Annotated in this window: 27 protein-coding genes; 24 read left to right on the top strand and 3 right to left on the bottom strand. The window is 42.1% G+C overall.

From position 1 onward, the window contains the following. Positions 1 to 10: 10 nt before the first annotated feature. From KVY11_RS15845 to KVY11_RS15825, 5 genes are read left to right on the top strand one after another with little or no spacing between them, the layout of a single operon-like run. Entirely contained in the window at positions 11 to 844 is an 834-nt protein-coding gene (locus tag KVY11_RS15845) for a C39 family peptidase (protein ID WP_004695004.1), read from the top strand. A 60-nt stretch (positions 845 to 904) separates the two neighbouring features. Further along, on the top strand, positions 905 to 2,038 hold the full coding sequence (locus KVY11_RS15840) for a hypothetical protein (RefSeq protein WP_371316000.1): 1,134 nt from the start codon (positions 905 to 907) through the stop codon (positions 2,036 to 2,038). Positions 2,039 to 2,051: 13 nt separating this feature from the next. Beyond that, complete coding sequence (locus KVY11_RS15835; protein WP_004984191.1) at positions 2,052 to 3,716, top strand: OmpP1/FadL family transporter; 1,665 nt, start codon at positions 2,052 to 2,054, stop codon at positions 3,714 to 3,716. 29 nt (positions 3,717 to 3,745) lie between these two features. Then, positions 3,746 to 4,963 carry a putative pilus assembly protein FilE gene (gene filE, locus KVY11_RS15830; RefSeq protein ID WP_218289482.1) on the top strand — a complete coding sequence of 406 codons (1,218 nt, stop codon included), beginning with the start codon at positions 3,746 to 3,748 and terminating at the stop codon, positions 4,961 to 4,963. A 19-nt stretch (positions 4,964 to 4,982) separates the two neighbouring features. Continuing rightward, positions 4,983 to 6,902 carry a flagellar protein FilF gene (locus KVY11_RS15825; protein ID WP_218289481.1) on the top strand — a complete coding sequence of 640 codons (1,920 nt, stop codon included), beginning with the start codon at positions 4,983 to 4,985 and terminating at the stop codon, positions 6,900 to 6,902. 60 nt (positions 6,903 to 6,962) lie between these two features. Here KVY11_RS15825 and KVY11_RS15820 read toward each other — a convergent pair whose 3' ends face one another. After that, positions 6,963 to 7,511, bottom strand: a complete 549-nt coding sequence (locus tag KVY11_RS15820) for an NUDIX hydrolase (RefSeq protein ID WP_010325974.1) — start codon at positions 7,509 to 7,511, stop codon at positions 6,963 to 6,965. Between the two features lie 123 nt (positions 7,512 to 7,634). Here KVY11_RS15820 and KVY11_RS15815 point away from each other — a divergent pair, with 123 nt between their 5' ends. From KVY11_RS15815 to KVY11_RS15775, 9 genes are all read left to right on the top strand, one after another. Continuing rightward, a complete protein-coding gene (locus tag KVY11_RS15815; protein WP_183176127.1) occupies positions 7,635 to 8,237 on the top strand; it encodes a CoA pyrophosphatase in 603 nt (200 codons plus the stop codon). Between the two features lie 23 nt (positions 8,238 to 8,260). Next, entirely contained in the window at positions 8,261 to 8,791 is a 531-nt protein-coding gene (locus KVY11_RS15810) for a gamma carbonic anhydrase family protein (protein WP_218289480.1), read from the top strand. Between the two features lie 129 nt (positions 8,792 to 8,920). Then, the gene (gene tsaB / locus KVY11_RS15805; protein ID WP_218289479.1) at positions 8,921 to 9,586 is read left to right on the top strand and encodes a tRNA (adenosine(37)-N6)-threonylcarbamoyltransferase complex dimerization subunit type 1 TsaB; all 666 of its coding nucleotides are present in this window, start codon (positions 8,921 to 8,923) and stop codon (positions 9,584 to 9,586) included. A gap of 12 nt (positions 9,587 to 9,598) precedes the next feature. Continuing rightward, positions 9,599 to 10,423, top strand: coding sequence for an undecaprenyl-diphosphate phosphatase (locus tag KVY11_RS15800; RefSeq protein WP_005400203.1), 825 nt, complete (start codon positions 9,599 to 9,601; stop codon positions 10,421 to 10,423). Beyond that, on the top strand, positions 10,417 to 11,235 hold the full coding sequence (locus tag KVY11_RS15795; RefSeq protein WP_371315999.1) for a class I SAM-dependent methyltransferase: 819 nt from the start codon (positions 10,417 to 10,419) through the stop codon (positions 11,233 to 11,235). Before KVY11_RS15800 ends, KVY11_RS15795 begins: the two co-directional genes overlap by 7 nt. Positions 11,236 to 11,358: 123 nt before the next feature. Beyond that, a complete protein-coding gene (locus tag KVY11_RS15790) occupies positions 11,359 to 12,735 on the top strand; it encodes a C13 family peptidase (protein WP_218289477.1) in 1,377 nt (458 codons plus the stop codon). A 23-nt stretch (positions 12,736 to 12,758) separates the two neighbouring features. Further along, the gene (gene fghA, locus KVY11_RS15785) at positions 12,759 to 13,595 is read left to right on the top strand and encodes an S-formylglutathione hydrolase (RefSeq protein ID WP_010325981.1); all 837 of its coding nucleotides are present in this window, start codon (positions 12,759 to 12,761) and stop codon (positions 13,593 to 13,595) included. A 126-nt stretch (positions 13,596 to 13,721) separates the two neighbouring features. Then, positions 13,722 to 14,831: a YjgN family protein gene (locus KVY11_RS15780; RefSeq protein WP_218289476.1), complete on the top strand. Its 1,110-nt coding sequence runs from the start codon at positions 13,722 to 13,724 to the stop codon at positions 14,829 to 14,831. Positions 14,832 to 14,841: 10 nt separating this feature from the next. Next, complete coding sequence (locus KVY11_RS15775; RefSeq protein ID WP_218289475.1) at positions 14,842 to 15,897, top strand: M48 family metallopeptidase; 1,056 nt, start codon at positions 14,842 to 14,844, stop codon at positions 15,895 to 15,897. A 17-nt stretch (positions 15,898 to 15,914) separates the two neighbouring features. On the opposite strand, the gene KVY11_RS15770 is transcribed toward KVY11_RS15775, so the two are convergent. Beyond that, positions 15,915 to 16,190, bottom strand: a complete 276-nt coding sequence (locus tag KVY11_RS15770) for a DUF2218 domain-containing protein (RefSeq protein WP_004984216.1) — start codon at positions 16,188 to 16,190, stop codon at positions 15,915 to 15,917. A 178-nt stretch (positions 16,191 to 16,368) separates the two neighbouring features. On the opposite strand from KVY11_RS15770, the gene rpe reads away from it, so the two are divergent. From rpe to KVY11_RS15725, 9 genes are all read left to right on the top strand, one after another. Next, a complete protein-coding gene (rpe, locus tag KVY11_RS15765) occupies positions 16,369 to 17,055 on the top strand; it encodes a ribulose-phosphate 3-epimerase (RefSeq protein WP_004694978.1) in 687 nt (228 codons plus the stop codon). A 431-nt stretch (positions 17,056 to 17,486) separates the two neighbouring features. Beyond that, complete coding sequence (locus KVY11_RS15760) at positions 17,487 to 17,957, top strand: hypothetical protein (RefSeq protein ID WP_218289474.1); 471 nt, start codon at positions 17,487 to 17,489, stop codon at positions 17,955 to 17,957. A 45-nt stretch (positions 17,958 to 18,002) separates the two neighbouring features. Further along, complete coding sequence (locus KVY11_RS15755; protein WP_218289473.1) at positions 18,003 to 19,871, top strand: copper resistance system multicopper oxidase; 1,869 nt, start codon at positions 18,003 to 18,005, stop codon at positions 19,869 to 19,871. Next, positions 19,858 to 20,151 carry a hypothetical protein gene (locus KVY11_RS15750; RefSeq protein ID WP_218289472.1) on the top strand — a complete coding sequence of 98 codons (294 nt, stop codon included), beginning with the start codon at positions 19,858 to 19,860 and terminating at the stop codon, positions 20,149 to 20,151. The genes KVY11_RS15755 and KVY11_RS15750 overlap by 14 nt, the downstream gene beginning before the upstream one ends. Beyond that, positions 20,138 to 21,064: a copper resistance protein B gene (locus KVY11_RS15745; protein WP_218289471.1), complete on the top strand. Its 927-nt coding sequence runs from the start codon at positions 20,138 to 20,140 to the stop codon at positions 21,062 to 21,064. The genes KVY11_RS15750 and KVY11_RS15745 overlap by 14 nt, the downstream gene beginning before the upstream one ends. A 233-nt stretch (positions 21,065 to 21,297) precedes the next feature. Next, on the top strand, positions 21,298 to 21,615 hold the full coding sequence (sugE, locus tag KVY11_RS15740; RefSeq protein ID WP_005400191.1) for a quaternary ammonium compound efflux SMR transporter SugE: 318 nt from the start codon (positions 21,298 to 21,300) through the stop codon (positions 21,613 to 21,615). 82 nt (positions 21,616 to 21,697) lie between these two features. Continuing rightward, positions 21,698 to 22,015: a quaternary ammonium compound efflux SMR transporter SugE gene (gene sugE, locus KVY11_RS15735; RefSeq protein WP_218289470.1), complete on the top strand. Its 318-nt coding sequence runs from the start codon at positions 21,698 to 21,700 to the stop codon at positions 22,013 to 22,015. 33 nt (positions 22,016 to 22,048) lie between these two features. Continuing rightward, positions 22,049 to 22,543, top strand: a complete 495-nt coding sequence (locus tag KVY11_RS15730) for a methylated-DNA--[protein]-cysteine S-methyltransferase (protein WP_218289469.1) — start codon at positions 22,049 to 22,051, stop codon at positions 22,541 to 22,543. A gap of 166 nt (positions 22,544 to 22,709) precedes the next feature. Continuing rightward, on the top strand, positions 22,710 to 23,795 hold the full coding sequence (locus KVY11_RS15725) for an energy transducer TonB (RefSeq protein WP_218289468.1): 1,086 nt from the start codon (positions 22,710 to 22,712) through the stop codon (positions 23,793 to 23,795). 21 nt (positions 23,796 to 23,816) lie between these two features. Here KVY11_RS15725 and KVY11_RS15720 read toward each other — a convergent pair whose 3' ends face one another. After that, positions 23,817 to 24,584: a hydroxymethylpyrimidine/phosphomethylpyrimidine kinase gene (locus tag KVY11_RS15720; RefSeq protein WP_183175853.1), complete on the bottom strand. Its 768-nt coding sequence runs from the start codon at positions 24,582 to 24,584 to the stop codon at positions 23,817 to 23,819. A gap of 93 nt (positions 24,585 to 24,677) precedes the next feature. Between KVY11_RS15720 and KVY11_RS15715 the strand changes: the two genes are divergently transcribed. After that, positions 24,678 to 25,322: an HAD-IA family hydrolase gene (locus KVY11_RS15715; protein ID WP_218289467.1), complete on the top strand. Its 645-nt coding sequence runs from the start codon at positions 24,678 to 24,680 to the stop codon at positions 25,320 to 25,322. Positions 25,323 to 25,376: the final 54 nt, after the last annotated feature.

The raw sequence follows: 25,376 nt of genomic DNA, 5'->3' as shown, positions 1-25,376 counted from the left end.
GTAAAAAGCTATGTTAGAGATCGCATTAGGCTCAGCAATGATGTATTACTTTGCCACCGAAGCCTTTGATATTAAGAAAAAACCAGCGGAAGCAGTTTACTATACTGAAGTTTTAGACTCTCGGAATGCATCTTTTACCAGAATGCATCATGAACCTGTCCTAATTAACCCTGCTGTAGAAGATCAATTTCGAGGCATTGTCCGTCAAGCTTATGACTATAGTTGTGGTTCAGCAGCACTGACCACCTTAATCAATGGCTATGTCGGTGCTCAACTTACAGAACAACAAACCATGGATGGCTTGCTTCGCTATGGCGAATATGAGCGAATTATTGAGCGTCGTAGTTTTTCTTTATTGGACATGAAACGCTTTGTGACTGCACTTGGTTTAGAAAGTGGAGGCTACAAGGGGGAATTTGAAGATTTGGTCAAGCAAGGTCAACCTGCCATTGTTCCAATCTCCTATGCTGGTTTTAAACATTTTGTGGTGTATAAGGGCTATAAAGATGGACGGGTCTATGTTGCCGATCCTGCCTTAGGAAATATTAGTTTTGATGAACAACGTTTCAAGGATGTTTGGGAAAATAACACGTTGTTTTTAATTAATGTTCCGACTGAAATGCGTAAAAATATGTTGGCTTTACAGGAAGCCGATCTACGACATGTAGATGATGCTACGGTCAATCGCTATGCACTCGTCGATATTCAATATCCGCAACACTATATGGAAAAAATAGCCGATCGTGCATCTACAATTCGCCTAGAGCGTAATAAAAATAAAGAGTCGGAATACTATGGGCAGCCGACGTACAATTTTCTCAGGCTTTATTATAAAAACAAATAAAGTGTGAAAAAAATAAAACAAGAACAAAGGTGTAGCTAAGGGACAATGATGAAGACATGGATGAATAAAACACTGCTCGCAGTGAGTGTGCAGATGATTCTTGGGGTGGCCTATGCTGCGGAAGAACCGAGCTTAGGAGGATATGAAACCGTTGAGGTAGAACAAACTACTGAGCAAGCACAAGATCAAGTTGGGTCGGATCAAACCACTGCGCCCGCACAACCAGAAAAGCCAGCATCTGTAAACACTGGAAGTGTTGAGCAAGCAGCGTCTTCTGCGTTGCAACAGCAAGAGGGTGATGCAACTAAAGAGACCAACTTAGAAGAAGTTTTTACCTCAAATGAACGTCAGTATTCATTGATTAAACAAGGTGAGATTTCATCTTATTACGACATCGATTATACCTATTACCGAGATACTCAACTTGATTTAGAGATGGCACAAGGTCAGCTCTATCAACTGCGGGTACAAGAAAATGCAACACACAGTCTAACCAATACTTTTACGGCACAATATGGTTTAAGAGATAACTTAACGTTAACGGCATCATTGCCTTTGGTTGCCAAAACTGACTTATTAAAAGACACCTCTACAGCGGGTCTTGGGGACATTTCCTTTGGTGCACGTTGGGAACCGTTTCCACTCAAAGCTGGCCGTTTGCCTTTAATTTTATTTGGTAACGTATCTACTAAAACTGGCGATAGTCCTTATGAAATTAATGCTACTTCAGACTTAGCAACAGGCAAGGGGTATTATTCAGCAGGTGTTGGGGCAAGTACGCGTAAATATATTGATCCCGTGGTGCTGTTTGCATCGGTCTCTGCAAACTATGGTTTCAAAGAATCGGGCTTAGATCAGCGCCGTGGTAGTCGTGTGATTGACGCGTTTGAACCAGGGATTAGTGGTGGTTTTGCCTTCGGTTTTGCCTATTCCTTTAACTATGATGTCTCAATGACGATGTCATACCAACAAAGTTTCAATACTGGGGCTGAATTTACTTACAGTTCAGGGGAAAGCTACTCTCCAGCAGATCAAACCAGTTCAACTTTTGCGATTTCTTTAGGTGTACGTGTTTCACCTGAAACGATTGTGAATGGGACGGTTGGCCTTGGTTTAACAGAAGATGCGCCTGATGTTTCATTAGGGTTGTCTTTCCCGTTAGATATTCTTGGTTTTGGAAAAAAGCTTAAATAATAGGGGGAGTCGTATGAAAAATATCCGACTTAGCCCTTTGGTGTCTGCCATATTATTAACGGGCTATTCTAGTGTTACCTTTGCTGCTTTAGGACAAAACTTATCAGTTGATATTCGCTCTTTGGCAATGGGAAATGCGGTCACTGCTGATCCACCTGGGATTAGTGCTATTCACTTTAACCCAGCAGCACTAACCAAAATTGAAGGTTTGCAAACGGATGTGCAAGGTATTCTCGCTGATTTTAATATCGAGCGTGAGTTCTCTGTTCCCGCAGGTTATAACGTGTTTGGCTATTCAGATGACCCAATTGTTTGTAATGATGGGCCTGAAGTTGATGCCGATATCTGTACCGACTTTAAAGGGCCCGTCCGCGGTGATGTTGAATACCCGAGCTTATATGTACCTGGTTTGAAGAAAATGGTGGACTTGGGTAAAGGTATGCCTGTGGCTGCCCCGACTGCGGGTATAGCATATAATCCGCCGGGCTCTAAAATGACATTTGCAACTGCCATGTATGCGCCATTAATTGCAGGGTTCGGTGCGGAAGATGGCAATCCTGGCAACTTTATGGGTCAACAAGTTGCGCTAGAACGGATCACCTATTTATCACCGTCTATGGCCTACCAAATCAATGATCAACTTTCCATTGGTGGTTCAATTGGGATGTCTTATCAAGCTTTGGCATTAAAAAATGATCTACGTTTTCCCAATGAGTTGATTGGGATGCTGCGGATGATTGATGATGTCGTTTGTACCCCGTTCAAAGAAAACTCAGATGTGATTACCGATATTCTCTTGCTGGGCATGTGTAATGCAGAAGAGGGGATGAATCCTTTTGGGCGTTTTGGTCAACTCGAACTGTCAGCAGAACAGTCTCTAAGCCCAAGTTATAACTTGGGTGTGCTGTGGGAGCCGACAGAAGATTTTAGTTTTGGTGTGGTCTACCAAAGTGCCGCAAAAATGCGGATGAAAGGTAAATATCACATAGACAATGCTAAAGCACCACAAGAACTCATTAAGGGGCTGATGTCTTCACCAACAGGGCAGATTCTGGCTGCAGTTTTAGGTTTTCCAAGTTCTGTACCAGCCAGTGAGTCGGGGCTGGTATCGATGGATTTAGAATATCCGGCACATTTCCAAGCGGGGATTAAATATAAACTTTTACCCGATTTACAAGTCAATGTTGATGTGGGATGGACCGACTATAAAGCATGGGACAAATTTAAATTTGAATTTGACCGTCAAGTTTCGGCGCTCAAAATTGCAAAATTGCTTTCAGCCAATATCTCCGATAGTAGTTTGGCCCTACCTTTGGCTTTTGAGTCACCGTGGAACTACGGTATTGGGATTGAATATTCAGCAACAGATCGTTTAAAACTCCGTGCAGGCTATGAGCCACGCACTAGTGCGATCCCTGATGATAAACGGAATACCATGGTACCAATTAACAATGCACGCTTGTTTGGTTTAGGTGTTGGTTATCGTTTTGATGCAGATACTGATTTAGATCTATCCATTGGTTTTTTGCAAAGCCGAGATAAAATTCCTGCAAATTCTAGTAGCTTAGCGAACCAAACTGGGGTAAATAATATTTTATTAAACCCATATGCAGGTTTAAATGTAAAAACAGATACAACCATTACGATTTTAGGGTTGAACTATAGAACACGGTGGTAAGCACATTGAATACAATAAAAAGGATTTTATTGCCCTCATCACTATGCTTATTGGGTTGGATTTCGAATGCAAGTGTTGCGGGAGAATTTTTTACGATTATTGGTCCAGATGGTAGACCGATGGTGGTACAAGGCAAAGCCAGTGACCCCCCAGAAAAGCAAGTGAAACAGGGCCGTAAGCAGGAAGAAAAGGGAACGCGTGAAGTCTCTGAGGTCAAAGTACCAGTACTGATGTCCGCACGGGAGTCTGCACCACAGCCGATACAGCCTGTAACCGAAATAAAGGCTCATTTACCAGATACAAAGCCTGCGCCAAAAAAGAAGCTTTCTGCTGAGAAGCAAGTCACTTCTTCTACAGTGATTCAGGCTGAGCGTCCATTAAGCAAAACTGAAACCAAAGTGCTGGTTCAACAAAAAGTGATTGAAACCACTCAGCAGATCCCGCAAGCCCCAGTGAGTAGTACTCAAACCATTAAGCCTGCATCAACGCCCCAAAGCATAACTCATACGGATTCGGTAAGTGCAGAGAAATCAACTGCATCCTCAAGCATGTTTAATCAAATGGATGGAACTGATTACGTTCGCAACGAATATCTAGAAGACCGTGAATTTAACTTAGAAGGCAAACGTCGTTTTTATACCATGCCTGAAGGAGTGATTGATCATAAAACTGGAGCGACTCGTTTTCAGGTCATTGAGCGAGAAAAAGGGGTGAGTAAATCTGTCCTTAACGCTATTTTTAAACCAAAGCAAAAAGAAAATTTGGCACCGATTGCTTTAGCATCGACCTATTACCGAATGTCACAACAAGACACGATCGATAGCTTAGGACAAAGCTGTTTTAAGGATAAAAAGCTGAAAAAAGCAAAAAGCTTACAAGTCAATCACGATATTAATGTTTGGCCGAAAAAGCCGATCAAAGAAAATTTTGAATTTGAAATTATCAAAGTGGACAGCAATATTCAAAATATTCAATTAAATTCGTATGCATCTACACAAAATGATCCGACATTTTATTGGCCTTTTGCTGTGTTCTTAGACCAAAATGCCTGTGTACTTGAAGGGGTAGGTGGATTTAAAAATGATGAAAACTCACCTTCTATGCTATCGCATGAAATGATCGCAGGTATTTTACATGTACCTGAACAAAGTCATTATTTATTGTTGACACCACTATCTTCTGCTGTAGATGTCGAACATAAAGTTCTAACCAATCACGGTCAGTTAAAATTAATCGCAATTCGCTAAAAATAAATAGAGTATGAAAATGAAAAAACAAATTTTATGGCCATTTACCTTGTCGACATTGGTTGTTGCCTTAGCTGGTTGTGGTGGAGAAAGTGCCAATGTGAATCCGGAGCCGAATCAAGTGAATTCTGTCAACGGAAGCTGTTTGCTGAAAGATAAAAACTGTGTTGAGTTTGCCTTGGATTATCCAGTTGATGGGATTAACTTTGTCTGTAGTAGCGACCCCGATAATACTTATATGACTCTGATGGAGCCGAAAACCAATGCGGCAACAGGCCGATGCTCTGAAGGGGACAAAATTCACTTCTTGTTGACTGGAAGTTCGGATAAACAAGTCGAACTCGGTACAGTTCCTTTGTCTGAAATTGGCAATGTGAGTACGGTTTCAGCCTCACTGCCACGCCTTAGTATTTTAGATATGGCAAAAGGGTTAAATGGTGGAACGGCTGCAACCAGTTTGAGTCCAAACGATAAGACCGTAAAAATTGCGATGGCTTTGGCGAAAATTTTTCAAGCTTTAGGTCTAGAGCGTGGTGCTGGGGTGGTTGGAGATGTACAACCTTTTGGTATTTTAGCCTCTAAAAAAGCAGACTTATCACTCCTCTTGGCATCAATTAGTGCTGAAGATTATGCATCAGGAGCATACGTAGATAAAATCCGGCCATGGATTGATGTCAGTCAAGTCAGCAATGAGGATGCTTTTAAAGTGGTCCAAACATTGGTGCTCATGAATAACTCTGCCACCTATCAAGCGGACTTCCCGATTTTTGCAAATGCTCTATCGGACAAGACAGGGATTGGTTTACCGCAAGGCTTATATGGTTGTAATGCTACAGACTGTAAGACTAGTCCTGCTAATCTTCGTCATTTAATTGGAAGCTTTATTATTCTAACGGATCGACAAGGTTATACCTTTGGTTCAGGTGTACAGTGGCGCGGACCATTAAAAGAACAATTAGGCAGTGATTTGGCAACCAGTGTGACGGTCGATTTACTGAAAAATATTGAACCTGCCAAAATGAATGCTTTAGCACAAACGTCTTGGATTAACCCCTTAACTAAAAGTATTCAGCAACCATTTAAGTTTAATCTGACAGATCCAAATTCGGATGATTTCACCATTACCCAAGGCAAGCTGTTTAATGACTATCTAATTGCAGGGACGGAAAAATTTTATAAGCAATTAACCAAGGATCCAAATGCTAGCCCATCATCCTATGGTTTATGGCAGCAAAATTATGGCACAGATACCTTCAAAGGTTCATTTGATGCCTTTAAAATTTTTCCAATTGGCTATTTAGATAATGATGTATTTAAGTCTAAGAGTAATGTAGCGTCTGGGCAGAAGTATATTTTCCCACTGTATGCCAACTTAATTTTTAAGGGAAAAAACTCTAGTGATAGCGTGGCTTTAGGCATTGCAATTGATGAGTCGGGAGATATTCGTACTGATATGCAGTCCGCTAATAATAAAACGACGGCATGTACACCGCTACTAACAACGGGTGAAACCTTAACGACAGATAACAATCAAGTACAGTACCGAATTGGGACACTGGGTGCGACAGATACTTCAAATAAAGCGGTAACCTTCCGTATCCTCTTGGCAAATCCTATCTTTGATAAAATTGATGGTGCAGTTATTGGCGCAAATACCAATATTGTGAGTGATGTGAATAGTGAAGGAAAACAGACCTCTACAGTGATTGGTGGGGCACGCGTTAATCTCGGTAATTTATTGTCTGCCAATGTTAATGAAAGTGCTTATATTTCCCTCAGTGATTTTTCTGGTGCAGGGGTAAAGTGGACCAATATCTATAAGGCGTATTTGAGTAACTATTATGAAAAAAATGGCATTGCCAATCAAGCAGCCGCAGACTTCCGTGAAGGCGAAGTTTCAATTGAAATTGCTGATTGCTATAAAGTGTTAGCAAAATAATATCGTTGTAAACACAAAAAAAGCCCATCATCGATGGGCTTTTTTTGATATTAGGCAACATTAACCTGTATGGTCTAAGCGTGTACCTAGGGTTTCGAGATGAAGATTAAATTGATTACTTTTACGGTCGGCAAAATAGTGACGTAAGGTATGTTCGACACTAGGGAAAGCCAGTTCTGACCAAGGAATTTCATCTTCTTCAAATAAACGACATTCAATGCTTTCTTCGCCAGCACCGAATTTTCCATCCACTAAGTTCGCTTTAAAGAGCACATAAATTTGACCAATACGCGGAATATTGTACATGCAATATAGCTGTTCAATTTCAACTTCCGCTTCAGCTTCTTCACGGGTTTCTCGTGCAGCACCTTGTTCCATGGTTTCAAACAACTCCATGTAACCTGCTGGTAAAGTCCATAGCCCATAACGCGGTTCAATAGCGCGGCGGCATAACAATACTTTATTTTCCCAAAGTGCGAGTGCGCCACAAATCACTTTAGGGTTCACATAATGAATAGAACTACAAGAGGTGCAAACACGACGCAATTGATGGTCGCCAAGAGGGATTTGTTCTGTTGTTTTTTGTCCGCAATTGCTGCAAAAGTCCATATTCATCATCAATGATAAAGTTCAGACTCAGCATAACTTAAAAATTAAATTTTGGCATCATTTCTCTTTTTTCAGTATCAAATTCAGCTATGATGAAAAAAAGAATGATGGGGACGACGTTCAATGGATGAACATTCATTAACACGCATACTGCAGCAACAGTTACGGTTTTCAAGCAAAATTAAATCGGCAGATGCAGCTGTGTTAATCGCGATCACCAATGAAGAAAATCCCAAAGTTTTACTGACCCGCCGCTCTGTTTACCTATCTAATCATGCTGGTGAAGTGTCTTTTCCTGGCGGAAAAAGAGATCCGCAAGATACCAGTAATATCGTGGTTGCCTTGCGTGAAGCTTATGAAGAGACCGCATTGAATCCTTTTGATGTACAGCTGCTCGGTGATTTGCCGATGCAAAAGGCCCGTAATGGCATGCTAGTCAAACCTGTGGTCGGGCTGATTCCGCCTGAAGTCGAATTGGTTGCCCAGCCGACTGAAATTGATCGTATTTTCTTTGCTTCACTCAAACAGTTGATGGAAGTTCCGGCGGTGCCTTATGAAGTTCGTTTTGCCCATCAATCTCTCTATTTTCCCAGTATGCGGGTGGAAAATGAAATTGTTTGGGGGCTGACAGCACGGATGTTGGTTGCATTATTTCAATATGGTTTGGGCTACCATAAAGAGTGGCCATTTTTAGTCAATTCCCCGACTTTTCGGTTCCCCAAGTAAGTTGAGTATTTTAAGGAAAAAATATGTTGTACAAATTTAAGGGTCATGCCCCACAGGCAATGCATCAACCATGGAATGGTTGGGTTGCGGAAAATGCTACAGTGATCGGTCAAGTCGAATTGGGGCAGCAGGTCAGTATTTGGTTTGGGGCGGTCGTACGTGCAGACAATTGCAAGATTCGATTAGGTGACTTTACCAATATTCAGGAAAATGCGGTTTTACATACCGATGCTGGGATTGAAATGAATATTGGCAATTATGTCACGATTGGGCATCAAGCTATGTTGCATGGTTGCACAGTGGGGGATAATAGTCTGATTGGGATTAATGCTGTCGTTTTAAACAATGCTGTGATTGGGAAAAATTGTATTATTGGCGCGAATGCACTGATTCCGGAAGGTAAAGTCATTCCAGATAATTCTCTGGTTATGGGCTCACCGGGTAAAGTGGTTAAAACTTTGGATGAAACGGCTGAGGCTCGTTTGAAAATGAGTGCCTTGCATTATGCCGAACATTTTAAACAGTTTACGGACTTAGAACCTGCATATTTATAAATCTGCTTTTTCAAATATAGCCTAGATTTTTCTAGGCTTTTTTAGCTCTGTTCCGAGAACATCTCGCCTAGTGCTTTTGAGTGGAGTATCATAGCCACGTTTTTATAGATTAAATCATTAAGGTTGTGCATGAAAGTGCTGGCATTGGAATCTGCAAATGAGCAGTGTTCCGTCTCTATTGTAGATGAAAATCAAGAACTTTTTTTCCAATTGGATACGCGCGCAAAAGCACAAACGCAAACGATTCTACCAATGATTGAACAAGGGTTTTTACAGTTGGATATTAAGACAGAAGATTTGTCTTGTATCGCTTTTAGCCGTGGTCCCGGTTCTTTTAGCGGCGTTCGTATTAATGCCGCCGTGACTCAAGCTTTGGCATGGTCGAATGATTTGCCTGTGGTTCCTGTTTCAACCTTACAAGCGCTCGCACAAGCCGCGCATCGCGTGCATGGTCTAACCACAGTCACAGCAGTTTTAGATGCTCGTATGAGTGAAGTCTATATTGCAAGTTTTCAATTAGATGCAGATGGCATCATGCAAGCCGTCGATAAAGAACAGCTTTTAAGCTATGCCGCGGCTACTGAATGTACACCGTTTATTTTAGTTGGTTCAGGCGCAACCTTAATTGATACATCACAAATACAATACAAAGATTTAAGTGCAACTGCGCAAGATATTGCCACAATTGCGCGCAAGAATGCACAGCAACAACACTGGGTGAGTGCTGAACTTGCACTTCCAGTCTATTTACGTGATAACGCTTGGAAAAAAATCCCGGAACAGGGCAAAGCATAATTAGGGTTTTTTATGGATCTTTTACTGCTGCTCAAAGCGGCAATTATGGGTATTGTTGAAGGTATTACTGAATTCTTACCCATTTCGAGTACTGGACATTTAATTTTAGCTTCAGAACTCATGAATTTCTGGACCAAAGAAAAAAGTGATGTCTTTGTGATCGCCATTCAAATGGGGGCAATTGCAGCTGTCATTTATGAATATTGGGCACGTTTGTGGGGAGCAGCAACGGGGATTTTTAGTGGTGAACCCCAAGGTCGCCGTCTTGGGATTGGGCTAATTTTAGCGTCGATTCCTATTGTGCTGATTGGTCTGACCTTTGGTCAAACGGTGAAAGAGCTTTTATTTAATGATATTGCCATTGCCATTGGTTTGATTGTGGGTGGCTTGATTATTATTTGGATTGAAAAGCATCCACCACAAGAGCGCGTGCATGAAGTTGAAGACCTGAGTATCAAAGATGCGATTTGGATTGGTCTGATTCAAGTGTTGTCTTTAATTCCAGGGACATCACGTTCGGGGGCAACCATTATTGGCGCGATGTTCTTAGGTGTATCGCGCAAAGCAGCCACTGAGTTTTCATTCTTCTTGGGTATTCCAGTAATTATTGGTGCGGGTCTGTTAGATTTGTACCAAAGTGCGCATGTGTTTGACGGACAACAAGATTGGATCGTATTGGCAACAGGCATTATTGTTTCTTTTATCTCGGCTTTACTGTTGATTCGTGCTTTAGTCGCTTATGTGGCGAAGCGTGATTTCATGATTTTTGCATGGTATCGCATCGCTTCAGGTTTAGTGATTCTATTGTTTGCCTTTACGGGTTGGAAGTTATGGTAAGCCCAATGCGCTTATATGTGGAACAAGAGCATTTAGAAAAAGCACAGCACTATGTTTTTGTGCTTTTTTCTCGTGGTGTCGAGGTCAGCATCGAAGTCGCCGAAAAGTTAAATGCACGTTTCTTCCGATTTCATCCTGAACTGGGTTTGTGTGCCGATGCCGATGGGCTATGGCTTTGTGCCAATGGCATGAAAATGCAGCCGGATTGGAAAGCTGAAGTTCCACGTTTAAAGCGTGCGTCGTTAAAGTCTGAAATGATTGCTCGTGCTTGCCACTTGACTGAAAAACCTAAGCTCATTGATGCAACGGCAGGGCTTGGGCATGATTCACTGCTCATGGCACATTTGGGTGCTAATGTCACTTTGGTAGAACGCCATCCCATTTTATTCACCTTGTTAGAGTCAAGTAAGGAACAGGCTTTGCAGGATGCATTCTTAAACCCTGTGGTGACTCGAATTCACTTGGTTTTTTCAGATTCCGCACAGTATTTGCAGCAACAAGCAGAGCAGGGCAATAAGGTCGATGTGGTTTATCTAGATCCGATGTTTCCGCAACGGGATCAAAATCAGCAAGCGGTGAAAAAACAGGCACAAGTGAAAAAGCAAATGCAACTTTTACATATGTTATTGCCTGAAGATGGTGAGATGGATTTGGGGGATAATCTGCTTGGCTTAGCGCAAAAAGTGGCAAAACGGGTGGTGGTCAAACGTCCTCGCTTGGCCGTATTTTTGGCAAATCAAGAAACCACTCATCAGTGGCTGGGGGATGCATGCCGTTTTGACGCCTATTTTCAGCATGGACGCTTAGACTGAAGTGGAAGACTGCTTCAAAAGTATGCAAAGATTTGTTATATAGTTAAAAACATCATTGATAAAATGCTGATCAAGCATAAACTTAGTGTGTCCCTACGCAAGTCACAATTTAATTAGAATCTTATGATCGACTTCAAACCCTCCATCAACTTTTGGCATGATTTTAAAAGCAACCAAACTGCGGGGATGTGGTTGTTTCTAGGTTCACGACGCTCTTTGCAAATTGTCCATCCTTCGATTATGCAGCTCATTTTTTGGGGGATTTTAGGTGGCTCAGCCAATACTTTATTTAGCTGGTTGAGCGCAGGAGAGATCGGTGACTTTAATCCACAAGGTTTGGTTAGTTACGCACTTTGGCCTTTTATTGCCCTGATTGTCGGGATTTTTCTGTCTCAACGGGTGAATAATCCGCGTTTGATGTTGGTACCAGCACTGCTCTGGTTGGTGTTGGATACGCATATCGCGTTATTACAAAGTTTTATCCAATATTTAGGCATGATGGATGTCCTGCCGTATTTCTTCTACGACTACCTGCCGAATGTGTTCATGGTACTGTTTGTTTGGCAGAGTTTGGCTGTGGTGTGGGTGTTTTCACGTGAACTGAAATGGCCTTGGTGGGAGCGAGCCCTGATTGTCTTGGCCACGCTGTTTACCCTTGTGGTTTGGCAAATGTCAGTGACCAGTCAGCCGATTTGGAAAGTAGAAGAAACACCACCAACCTTTGCAGAAGATGCTTTCTATGCACAAAGTCGCTTACTCAATAAAGCACTTGAGTCTGTGCAATATGGCGAATTTGCCCAGTCACATTGGTATTTCCTTGGGGTGGCGGGAGCGAGTTATCAAGATGTATTCCATTCGGAAGTCGAGCGAATAAAAGAACAGTTCGATACGCGTTTTGGTACGTTGGGCCGTTCGATGATGTTGGTAAATAACCCTGCTACACGAACAGAAATTCCGATTGCCTCTAAACACAGTATTGAAATGGCGCTGCGTCGTATGGGACAGCAGATGAACCGTGAAAGTGATGTGTTATTTTTATATATGACCTCGCATGGTTTACCGAATCAGTTCGAAATGGAAAATGCACCTTTAGACTTAACTCAGGTCGACCCGAAATGGTTACGCGAAACCTTAGATGCATCGGGCATTCGCTGGCGTGTGATTGTGATTTCATCGTGTTTCTCTGGGAGTTTTGTGCCTGCACTGCAAAATGAAAATACCTTGATCATTACTGCTTCGGCAGCAGACCGTCAGTCTTTTGGTTGTACCAATGAAGCCGATTATACTTATTTTGGTCGGGCGTTTTTCGATCAAGCAATGCGTGAACAAAACAGTATAGAAACTGCTTTTAGCCAAGCACAAAAGACTGTGAGCCAATGGGAAACAGCACAAGGTTTTGAACCCTCTGAACCTCAGTGGTCGATGGGTAAAAATATGGAGCTGATGCTTCCACAACTTGAACAGCGCTTGTTTCCACCTAAAGCTGTTACAACCCCTTAATTTGGATCTAAAAAGGAACCCTGATGGAATTAGTACAATCTAACCGTAGTTTTGATGGTGAACAGCGTATTTACCGATTTAATTCCATCAGCCTTCAAGGCGAGAGCAGGTTTGGTATTTATTTACCCGCTCAAGCGTTAGCGGGGCAAGCGTGTCCAACATTATTTTATTTGGCGGGTTTAACCTGTACCGAAGAAACCTTTGCCATTAAAGCGCACGCACAGCGTTTAGCAGCTCAGTTAGGTCTGGTTTTGGTAACGCCTGATACTTCTCCTCGTGGTGAACAGGTTGCGCAAGGTGATCATTGGGATATTGGGCAAGGGGCAGGTTTTTATATCAATGCCACCCAAGCACCGTGGGCTGAGCATTTCCAGATGGAAAGCTATATCGTTGAAGAGTTATATGATTTAGTGATTCAGCAATTTGCTGTACAAGCAGAGCGTATTGGGATTTTCGGGCACAGCATGGGCGGTCATGGCGCTTTAACCTTGGCCTTGAAATATCCTGAGAAGTTTAAGTCGGTGTCTGCATTTGCTCCGATTTGTGCACCAAGCCAATGTCCTTGGGGCGAAAAAGCGTTTTCAAACTATTTAGGTTCAGATCAAGCTGAGTGGTTGAAACATGATGCAACTGCTTTGGTCCAAACAAAAACAGCTCATTTTGCCGATATTTTAATTGATCAGGGTTTGAGTGATCAGTTTTATAGCCAGCTCAATCCTGCATTATTTCAGCAAGCCTGTCAGGCTGCGGGCCAGCCACTGACGCTTCGCGAACATGCAGGCTATGACCATGGTTATTACTTTATTCAAAGTTTTATCGATGATCACTTGCAGTTTCATGCCGTACAGCTCGAATCTTAAATCTTGATTTGTCATATTTATTCTTAATTTTTGACTAGAAATCATCCAGCACTGGCATTAACATGGTTGGGTGATTGATTTTTTGTTCTTAAAAAATAAAACAGTAAAATAATAGATAGGGTATACATGCAAAATTCAGAGGCATCTTTGCCACCTGTAGAGGCTTCTTTTGAAGCAAGCTGGCCACCTCCACCAGCCGTTCCCACGGATGAGCCAAACGCCTATTTGGGACAGACCTTTCGTTTCCAATTCCGTGGTAATGCCCGAGAGTACTTTGGCATTTGGATTGTGAATATCTTATTGACCATTGTTACCTTCAGTTTATATGCGCCTTGGGCGAAGGTTAGACGCTTACGCTATTTTTATGGCAACACGGTGTTTTATCGCCGCAAGTTTGATTTTACGGGTGTACCTACACGTATCCTGATTGGTCGAATTATTGCTTTGGGCGTGTACTTTGGCGCTTCAGCTTTGGCTCAGGTATCTTGGCAAGCTTCTTTAATTGGTTTCCTCATCATCTTTTTATTGGTTCCGTGGTTGGTGCGTTCAACCATTCGTTTCCGAGCGCGGAACAGTAAATTTGGCAATAGCCGTTTTTATTTTACAGGCACAACCAAAGAAGCCTATATCTTGGCGCTGAAAGGCATTTTGATTTACATCTTTACCCTCGGGATCTTTTTCCCAGTGCTGTTTTGGTATTTTAAAAAATACACGCTGGATAATTTACAACTTGGGCAGTTACGTTTTGAGCTACATGCCGATTGGCCTGACTATATGCGTGCTATGTACATCCCTGTGTTTTTGTTTATTGGAATCGTCTTTGTTTTAGGATTATTCGTTGCCTTCACTCTTCAAGTTGGGAGCAGTTCTCCAACCCAGTTTGGGATCATCGTGGCGGTGATTTATATGATTGCTGCTTTTATGGTTTGGCCGTTGATGATGGCGCGTATTTTTATTACCACATGGAATAAAGCCACGTTGGGGCGTAGTCCTTTCCAAACGGACTGTGGTCAAATGCATTATGCATGGATCGTGATGACCAACTGGATTTTAAAAATTCTTTCGCTCGGTTTGTTATCGGCATGGGCTGCGGTGCGTTTGTATCAGTATCAAATTGAGTCATTAACTTTAACCCTAAAAAATGATCCAGATCGTATGTACAATTTGGCTCAAGATGACCCGAATGCGATAGCTGAAGAGCTGAGTGATATTTTTGACATCGATATTTCGCTGTAACGAGGCTTAAATGCAGGAACAAAACATCAACTTTTACGATGGGCAGATTTCTAAGCCTTATCCAGCCACGATTGCACCGATAGATAGCGAAACGGTCTTGATCTGTTATAACCAGCAGCAACGTCGTTATTACTATGCCGATATGCAGTTGATTGGGGCATTGGGGCAGATTCAACCTGTGATTGAGTTGAAAGATGATGCACGGATTGAATTTCCACAAGCATTGCCTGACTGGTTTGAGTTGAACAAAAAGCATGTACAACATTCGATTTGGAAATTAGAACGCTCACCAAGTCTCATCTTGTTTAGTGTTGTGTTTGTTGCCGCTTTTATCTTCGCCATTTTAAGATGGGGTATTCCAAGCGCAGCACATTATGTCGCGATGCAACTGCCTGCCGATACCATCTATAAACTCGGTGATGAAGCGCAAGAACAAGTGTTTAAGCTGACGGGACCTTCGACTATCCCTCTTGCACGTCAAAAACAAATCATACAAAGCTATCAAGACCTTGTTGCCAATGGGCAACCTGCTAAAGTACTGTTTCGTGCAGGCGGACAAATTGGAACGAATGCTTTAGCGCTGCCAAACAACACCATTATTCTGACCGATGAATTGGTTAATTTAGCCAAAGATGATCATGAAATTATTGGCGTTTTAGCACATGAGCAAGGGCACTTGGTCGAGCGACATAGCTTACAGCAAGCCTTATCCAGTTTAGGTTTTAGTGTGCTATTGATTGCGGTGACGGGGGACAGTTCGGCCTTATTTACAACTTTGCCTGTGGCTTTGGTTGGTGCCAGTTATTCACGCAATTTTGAAAGTGATGCGGACTTGTATGCCATGCAAGTGCTGGATAAAAACCATATCTCCAGCTTACATTTGGCAAACTTTTTAGCGCGTATGGAAGCCGATGCACGTGCCGAAGAGGAAGAAAAGCAGCCGCAAGGGAAGTCCGAAGAGGAAGAGGAAGGTGGCATTGGTTCATTTTTCCAAAGTCACCCTGCGACCCAAGAGCGTATTGCGGCTATTCGCCAATTTAACCAACAGCAACGGTTATCAAACTAATTCATTCAGCCGCTGACTTAAACTTGTGTCCATGTTGCCGTGAGTGGCGTTTGTCCCATACGGATCAGGTGGTCTAAGACTACGTGCTCTAAGTGACTCAGTTTCTCTTCACTCGCCTCAATGCTGACATGTAAATGTTCGGCTTGAGGGCTTAACAGGACTCGTGCCTCAGGCATGATAATGGTAAAACTACTGGGTTCTTGTTCGATTTCAAACTTATGTTTCCAGTGATTCACCAGTCGTTTTGCAATTCGAGCTGCATCTGTCGTGACAATATCCGCAGTACTTTTCATATTTACCTCGTCGATTGATCACTTACCATAACAGTTTCAAGCCAAATGAAAAGTTGAATGTTGCAACGCTACGTTGCAAATTTAGAAAGCTTAAAGCTTTCTTTTTTCACAAGTCACAGTTCAAAAGCTGAATTTGCTATAATGCGTTCATTCCCTTTTGTATAAGCCAGGTACACGCATGTCCAAGCCTTATTTAATTGCACCATCTATTCTCTCTGCTGACTTTGCCCGTTTAGGTGAAGACGTTGAACATGTACTTGCAGCAGGTGCAGACGTGGTTCACTTTGATGTGATGGATAACCACTATGTGCCAAACCTGACTTTTGGTGCGGGTATTTGTAAAGCCCTCAAGAACTACGGCATCAAAGCCCCAATTGATGTGCATTTGATGGTAAAACCTGTCGATCGCATGATTGGTGACTTCCTAGAAGCAGGCGCGGACATTATTACCTTTCATCCAGAAGCCTCTGACCATATCGACCGTTCTTTACAGTTGATTAAATCTGGAGGTGCAAAAGCTGGTTTGGTCTTTAACCCAGCAACGCCGCTCCATTATTTAGATTATGTGCTCGATAAAGTCGATCAAATTTTGTTGATGAGTGTGAACCCAGGTTTCGGCGGTCAAAAATTTATTCCGATGACTTTAGATAAACTACGTGAAGCGCGCAAAATTATTGATGCTTCAGGGCGTGATATTCGTTTAGAAGTAGATGGCGGCGTGTCGCCTGCAAATATTCGCGAGATTGCGGAAGCGGGTGCAGATATGTTTGTTGCTGGTTCAGCTATTTTTGGAAAACCAGATTATAAAGCTGTGATTGATGATATGCGTGCAGAGCTTGCAAAAGTGGGTGCGGTAAAGGTTTAAGCTCATAGGTATAAATGCTATACATCCTGTGGATAACTTTATGGATAAACTGGTGGATATCTATGTTGATAACGATATGGATAACTTGATTAATATTCAAACGTTTACACAGCAATGGTTTAGTATTTAGACGTTAAATGTATAAAAAGGACTCATTTGAGTCCTTTTTTATACTGTGAAAGCCTGATTGTTACTGATGCTTTATTCATCTTTACTTAAAAATAGCACTGTTTAAAAAATAACTTTATTGTTTAAGTGTGCGTAGTGGCTAAACCGTCGCAGTAATTGAATTTAAATTTATAAACTTGTGTATAAAGCATTCTTTGCTTATCCTGTAGATTGGCATCAGCAACAAAAAGTCAGGCATTTACATGCACAGAGCGTTTTGTTGCGTTGAAATATCATTCTTCACTGACTAAATAGGATTGATTGTGCGTTCATTGCTCAAGACACATTCTTGGTTTGTCTTACTCATTATTTTGGTAATGGGGTGGAGTGGTATTGCCCAAGCTTCGGCAGCACCGGTGCATCAAATGATGCAACTCAGTATGCAGACTGCAACCAGTGAGCAAAGTTCAGCGCATGCAACAGGTATGCAAAGCATGCCCGACTGTCATCAAACGAAGTCATCGAGTCCAGTCTCTGGACATCAAATGCATATGGCTCAAAGCGACATGACAAAGAGCAATTGTCATGCGTCGGATATGCTGCACAATAAGCAAGTTCAGTGTCAGGAGTGTGCACAGTATCACTGCCAAACAATGCTGACACTTTTAGACGTTGAGCCACTTGTATTGGTTCAGCTTGAAGCCGCTTTAGTACAATCATCCCCCCATTTTCGCTATCAAGCTCAACATTTAGTGGGCTATTGGCAAGAAATTCTACGCCCTCCCAAAGCCTAATCCTGATTTTTAAAACTTTATTTTTAAAATTATTAGGATTTAGTCATGTCTATTCAATTTAAACAAAGCCTCATCCTTGGGGTGTGTCTGATGTCATCTTCTTGGAGCTTTGCCGCAGTCAAAGAATACCAATTGGTGATTGATGAAAGTCCAGTCAATTTAACCGGTAAGTCGCTCAAGCGGATTAGTGTCAACGGACAGTTTCCAGCTCCTTTGCTTGAATTTGAGGAGGGCGACGATGCGGTCATTCGGGTTAAAAATAACTTAAAAAAACAAGATTCATCGATCCACTGGCATGGTTTGCTTCTGCCTGGGCTGATGGATGGTGTACCAGGTTTTAACGGGTTTAATGGTATTCAGCCGAAGAGCGAATTTGTCTATAAGTTCAAAGTGCGTCAAAGTGGCACCTATTGGTACCATGCGCATTCTAAAGGACAGGAACAAGATGGGCTGTATGGTGCATTGGTCATTTATCCCAAAGACAAAAAGCCAATAGCTCAGCATGAAAAAGCAGAGCGTGATTATGTGGTGATGCTGTCGGACTTCCATGAGCAGAGCAGTGAACAAATTCAGAAGAATTTGAAAATTTCTGCCGAGTATTATCAAAATCAGCGTGAAACCGTTGGTAATGTGTGGAAACAACTACAGCGCGATGGCTTAAAAGCCGTGTGGCAAGACCGTTCCATGTGGAACCAAATGCGCATGCTAAAAACGGATCTGTCGGATGTTACGGGTTATACCTTCCTGATCAATGGTAAAACGCCTGAGCAGAACTGGACAGGTATGTTTAAGCCGAACGAGAAGGTTCGGTTGCGTTTTATCAATGCCTCAGCCATGTCTTTTTTTGATATCCGTATTCCTCATTTAAAAATGACCGTGGTCAGTGCAGATGGTCAACCCATCAAACCCGTTCCAGTGGATGAGTTTCGGATTGGAACTGCTGAAACTTATGATGTGATTGTGGAACCGAAAGCAGGGCATTATCAAATTGAAGCAGAGTCGATTGACCGTTCAGGCTACGCCATTGGAACTTTACACAATGAGTTGACCACAATGGCACAGAGCATACATATGCCTGCGCCACGTCCACGCTCATTGTTGACCATGGAAGATATGGGACACGGCTCAGAACATTCAGGTATGGATCATTCACAGATGAACCATGAAACAATGCCTGAAATGGATCACTCAAAGATGAGTCATGAAGCGATGCCTGCAATGGATCATTCGAAGATGAATCATGCGGCGATGGCTGAAATGGATCATTCAAAAATGAATCATGCGGCGATGGCAGGTATGGATCATTCGAAGATGGACCATACTCAAGAAAAGATACCGACAAGTGCAACTCAAAAGACTGATGCCCCAGTGCATGGTTGGGCGAATGCTTCTACCCCTAAAGGTGATAAGGCATTGCAATATAGCGATCTGAAATCCTTAGCGCCTCAAAAAGATACCCGTGACGCGACGAGCGAGTTAGTGATTCGTTTGGGTGGAACTATGGAACGCTATTTGTGGACTATCAATGGGAAAAAATTTAGCGATGCTGAACCGTTGAAAGTGAAGTACGGCGAGCGTATTCGGATCAAATTTATCAATGACAGCATGATGGCGCATCCGATGCATTTACACGGTATGTTTATGCAACTGGAAAATGGACAAGCCGCAGTTGATATGCCAAATAAGCACACTTTGATTGTGCCACCGGGCAAAACAGTGACTGCTTTACTGACCGCAGATGAGTTAGGCGAATGGGCCATTCACTGTCATCTGCTTTACCACATGAGCTCAGGCATGATGAATAAACTGATTGTGGCTAATGTGAGTGATAGTCAAGTGTCCACCACCCCAATTCAAGAGCAAAAAACAGCAGCTCAAGTTGAACCAAAAGGAGATGAACATGCGCATCACTAATCTTTTTTCAGGTTTTGCTCTAGTTGTTAGTGTCTTATTTAGTTCGTTAGCTATAGCTGCCGAATCTCATGCACAGCATGAAAAACAAAAAGCCAAATCAACAAGTCAAGTTCAGTCCAAAGAAATGGCACATGAGCATCATCAGCATAGTGCCGATGAACATGCTCAGATGCTGAAACAGAAAAATGCGGTTGGTCAGTCTTCATCGGAGAAGCAAGCTCAAACTCAACCAAGCAAGCAGCCGAATGTTCAGAAAGGAGATCATCATGCGCACCATTAATCTTTTTTCAAAAAGCATATTGAGCAGTTCTTTAGTGTTGATGAGTGCTGCGGCTATGGCGCATGAAGGGCATCATATGCCTGCTGAAGCAAATGCAAATATGTCCATGACCACTGAGTCTGTGATGTCACAACATGCACAGCATCAGGCGATGACCACTCCAACTCAAGCTACTCCACAGACTAGCGCACAACATGTACAGCAGATGAATCATGATTCAACAGCACATACGCATGATCACCGCAAAGAGCACGGTGCGCAAATTTATGCGGTCACCACCGTCGATAACAAGTGGTTGCTGAATGAAGATGGCGATGGTGGTTTAAAGTCTGAGTTTGAAACCCGTATCGGGACAGATGAAAATAAGCTGTTTATCAAGGTACATGCAGATAAGCAGGAATCGCATAAGGCTGAGTATGATGCCAAAGTGCTATATAGCCGTATGATTTCAGACTTTTGGGATGTACAGGCGGGTGCACGTTACCGAGCTGAAAAAGTGGAGCGTGAACAGCAGGGATGGGATACGGAAGAAAAAGTGGATGGGGTGCTTGGCTTACATGGTTTAGCGCCGTATTTCTTTGAAACCGATGCCTACATATATGCTGGTGCAGACAATTATGCTGCGTTTAGTTTAGAAACTGAGCGGGACTTGTTACTGACCCAAAAGCTAATTTTTAAACCTTATTTAGATATGAATATTATTTTCAGTGATGACTCTAAATATGCCAAAAAATCAGGCCTTAGTAATGCAGCTGTCGGTCTTGAGACGCGTTATGAAATCAGCAAAAAAGTCATGCCTTATGTGGACATTGCCTATGAATATAGCAAAGGCAATGAAGCGACGGCTTGGCAGGCTGAAAGTGACGAAGAGAAAGGTTGGCAGTATGGAATGGGTATTCGCTTTAAGTTTTAAGTCGGACGTTTAGGTTTAAAGTGAATATCTAAGATTGCACTAAGGTTGTGCTGAAAGAGTGATCTGCTGGTTCAGATCACTCTTTTTTGCGCTTTAATGATTTCTAAGTGTGAAAATAATTCATTTTGGTGCACTCTTTGCTATAATTTGAGGCATATTTAGGAGGAACGACCTCCCTCATATTGAGAAAATTCGTCAGGACGGCCTGACTCTAGTGAAGAGGAGTCAGTAGCATGGCTTGGGTTTTTCTGATCTTTGCGGGTCTGTTTGAAATCGTTTGGGCATATTCAATGAAACTGTCCGAAGGGTTTAGCAAACTCACACCCAGCATCATTACCATTGTGTTCATGATTTTAAGTTTTGGTTTACTGGCCTATGCAATGCGAACCTTGCCGCTAGGGACCGCGTATACCATTTGGACAGGAATTGGTGCGATTGGGTCTTTCTTGGTGGGGATTTTTATTTTAGGTGAGCCAGCAACTGCTATGCGGATGTTTGCTGCCGTGCTGATTGTATCGGGCCTGATTTTGATGAAACTCTCATCAAGCTAAATTCATTCAAATATGTAGAGCTTCAAACGATCCTTCGTTTGAAGCTTTGTTGTTTCTGCTCTGAATAAAAGGTGTGTTGCTTATGGCATGGGTGATTTTAATTGTTGCAGGTTTGCTCGAAGTGGTTTGGGCCTATGCGATGAAAGTATCGGATGGTTTTACTAAACTGACGCCGAGTATTTTGACTCTTGTATTTATGGTGGCCAGTTTTGCGCTGCTGTCTTATGCCATGAAGACCTTACCTTTGGGCACTGCCTATACCGTTTGGACAGGGATCGGCGCGATTGGTTCATTTTTGGTTGGTATTTTGATTTTTGGTGAACCAGCTAATGCCATGCGGATGCTCGCAGCGGTTTTAATTATTTCTGGGCTTGTACTGATGAAACTTTCATCGTCATAATGTTGTATACATAGACAATTTTTGTGGTGAACCATGCGCTTATTTTTTAAATATATGCCATCTCCTGTCGGGGTACTGAGACTGGTGGCACATGATCAAGCCTTGGTTGCTGTATTGTGGGAAAATGAAAACCCAAAACGGGTACGTTTAGCTGAGCTGATCGAACACAATCAGCATCCGATTTTGTTGGAAACAGAGAAACAGTTGAGCGAGTATTTTGCGGCAAAACGTCAAAGTTTTGATTTGCCTTTGGATTTTGCGGGGACAGATTTTCAGAAGCAAGTTTGGCAGGCTTTACTGCAAATTCCGTTTGGTGAAACCCGAAGCTATAAAGATATTGCGCTACAGATTGGTAATGTCAAAGCCGTTCGTGCAGTGGGCGCGGCTAATGGTAAAAATCCGATTTCAATTATTGCGCCGTGCCATCGGGTTGTGGGGGCGAATGGAAAATTGGTTGGCTTTGCAGGCGGTCTAGATAATAAAGGTGTGCTGTTAGAATTCGAACAGAAGAAAGATACAATAAATTGATCGTATTTTAATTTTTTAATCGTGATGTAAGTTGTTTATTATAAAAGTATTTTTTCTTGAATATAAATTATATAACTCAAGAGCATTATGTGTTCGGTCAAGCTGATCAATTTGTTTAAATTGATAAATATGAAAATTATTAAATAGAGATAAGGTTTCTGGGGCAATGAAAATTATTAAATTTTTAGTATTCTGTATAGTCTATGCAGGTGGGATGCATCATTATGTATATGCCAAAGATTCGGTAAATGTGGATAGCAAAAATGATGTTGAATTTGAAAATAAATTAGATAAAAAACATCAAAACTTTATTCCTCAATATATAAAAGCCCCTCAGTTGGTTTACCCTAAAAATTTAGAACGCTTCGCAAATGGCGGTAAGGTTGTACTGAGGGTTCGGGCAAGTACTAATGGTACGGTTCAACATGTACGTGTGGAGCAATCGGCTCATCCTGATCTAGAACAAGTCGCAGTTGGGGCAATTCTAAATAGTCGACTTCAACCTTTGCCAGAGGACATGACATTTCAGCAAGAGCTGAATTTTATAGGGATTCCTCAGGGAAAATCAGTGAGTGATGCGGCACCTTTTATAATGCCTAAAGCGTCTAAATCGTTACCCGAATATTTACAATATGATCAAGCTCCGCAAATGCGTATTGTTGCCCCTGTAATTTATCCTATGGATTTATTAGAACAAAATAAGAAAGGATCTGCTAAAGTTTATATTGTTATTAACCCAGAAGGGCAAGTGGTTGAATCAGAGGTTATTTCTGCAACAGAGCCAACTTTTGGCTTGGCCGCACAAGCCTCTTTAGCATCTTGGAAATTTTCACCTGCTTATAAGGATCATCAACCAAGTTGGGCTGTGATTACAAAGGAATATAATTTTAATCATTATGATAGAGATACAGAGTTAAGTCATACTGCAAAAGAAATATTAAATTTAATTGCTAAGAAAAAAGATCATTTCACACCTGCATCGCAATTAGATTACATGCCTAAAGCTTTATATCGCCCCTTACCGCGTTTTACCGCAGAAACAATAAAAAAAAGTAGTAGTGATCAGGTGTTGCTAGAATTTTATGTGGATCAAAAGGGTTTTGTACAGTTACCAAGAATTATTTCTTCACAGCAGGATTTTGTTGCATGGCTTATTTTAACAGAAGTAAAAAGGTGGCAATTTCAGCCACCTATGTTGAAAGGTAAACCCGTAATTACAAAGTTACAGTTACCAATTCAGCTAAACTCATAAATGCTTTTATGATGTTCTATTTTAGAAACGCTTTGGAATTTTTTGACCGCCTTCAACAGGTGTTTCTGCCTGTTTTAATACGCCAAAGAGCCATGTTTCGGCATGATGTACTGCAACTTTAACACTGTCACCTTGCGCCAGACGACCTGCAATAAAACTCGCCAGCGAACAACCTGAACCGTGATATTCGCCTGCTAAACGCGGGCAGCGAGTTTCAGAAATGAGCTCGCCATTCACAAACAGGGCATTACGAATATAGTCTGGTGTGTCTTCATGACCACCTTTGACCAGTACCGCTTTGGCACCCATTTCAAACAGTTTTTGTGTTGCTGTAGCTAAGTCATCGAGACCTGTTAACGCCCGTAATTCAACTGTATTTGGGGTAATAATGTCCGCCAATGGGATCAGCTCAACAAAGGCTTTGACCAAGGTGGCTTGATCACCCAGTGAACCGCCACTGTTTGCCACTAAAACAGGGTCGAGCACATACTTGTACTCAGGATGTTCACGTAGAAACTCAGCCAGTGCTGCAATATTATCTGTAGTGCCTAACATGCCAGACTTTACGGCTTTAATCGGTAAATCACCGACAACAGCGTGTGCCTGAGCTAACAGCAATTCTTTTGACGTCGCTTCAAAGCCAAACACTTGTTGCGAGTTTTGAACAGTGAGTGCTGTACACGCAATGGCTGCATGCGCACCACTTTGACCAATCGCTTCGATATCGGCCTGTAAACCAGCACCACCTGAAGGGTCTAAACCAGAAAAGCACAGTACGGTTGGGCGCACAGAAATATCCTTGTTGCGAAAATTTGCGATAGTATAGGCAACTTTAGCAGAACTCTCGATAGTATTTTATTTAAAGCCCAAGAAGGATCAGCTGTGATTAAACATATTTTGCTAGATTTAGATGGAACCTTAACAGATCCGAAAGTTGGCATTACCGCCAGTGCGCGTTATGGCTTAAACAAAGTCGGACACCCCATTGCTGAAGATCTAAACATTGACTGGATTATTGGGCCACCTCTGAAAGCGTCTTTGGCAAAAATTTTAAATGTTGCAGTGGACGATGTTTTGGCAGAGCAAGCTTTATTGGGCTATCGTGAGCGCTTTGCGGTGAAAGGTTTATATGAAAACCATTTATTTGCCGATGTTGAACCGACCTTAAAAAAACTAATCGAGCAGGGCTATCACTTGTATTTGGCGACAGCAAAACCAGAAGTCTATGCCCGTCAAATCTTAGAGCATTTCAATTTACTGCAATACTTTGTGCACCCTTATGGCAGTGAACTGAACGGTGAGCGGACCAATAAGGGAGATTTGATTGCTTATATTTTAGAAAAAGAGCAGTTAAACGCAGAAGAATGTCTGATGGTTGGTGATCGTGAGCATGACATTTTGGGTGCACGTCGTAACGGCATTGAAACCATTGCGGTGGAATACGGTTATGGTTCTGATCAAGAGTTGACGGAAGCCGCACCTAAAGCACGAATTAAAACCTTTGCCGATATCTTGGACTTGATTTAACTCAGACAGAATTTAATTCGGACAGGGTTTAAATAACGCCTTTTTCGATTGCGC

Origin of the sequence: Acinetobacter sp. CWB-G5 (assembly GCF_019209785.1) — a bacterium.
Taxonomy (GTDB): Bacteria; Pseudomonadota; Gammaproteobacteria; order Pseudomonadales; family Moraxellaceae; genus Acinetobacter; species Acinetobacter johnsonii.
This window is presented reverse-complemented; position numbering and strand designations above follow the sequence as displayed.